The sequence below is a fragment of the Desulfovibrio sp. OH1186_COT-070 genome (genome assembly GCF_003860215.1).
In the GTDB taxonomy this organism is placed as follows: domain Bacteria; phylum Desulfobacterota; class Desulfovibrionia; order Desulfovibrionales; family Desulfovibrionaceae; genus Desulfovibrio.
In genome coordinates this window covers 1-318 of record NZ_RQYH01000256.1, presented here as the reverse complement: position 1 = coordinate 318, position 318 = coordinate 1, and the positions used below count along the sequence as shown (strand labels likewise).

At 37.7% G+C, this 318-nt stretch carries 1 protein-coding gene; it reads right to left on the bottom strand.

All coding sequences use genetic code 11. The features are described 5' to 3' along the window. Window positions 1-205: hypothetical protein (locus EII23_RS12740; protein WP_148091308.1), on the bottom strand; the 205-nt coding region annotated here is incomplete at its 3' end. Between the last annotated feature and the right edge of the window lie 113 nt (window positions 206-318).

Genomic DNA, 318 nt, shown 5'->3' with positions numbered 1-318 from the left:
TGTCTAAAACACCGCCAGCAGCTCTTTCTTTTTTTGTTAGTTCCATTACTTCGGCCCAAAGTTTCTTGGTAGACTCGGTTGCATCTGCTAAGAAAGCATCATCACCTAAGTATTCAGTATAGTTGTGAACGATAAATTCACGAACATCTACTGTATTTTGCCAACCGTTGCCTTGGAAACCACGCCATGCTGTCATATTATTCATAATTTCCTCCTAAATCTATAATTATGTTCTGTTTCGGTAGGAAACAGAGATGGTTAGTAAGGGGTTGAATATCCCATAAATATTGTATACAGTATACCAGGTATACTGTATAC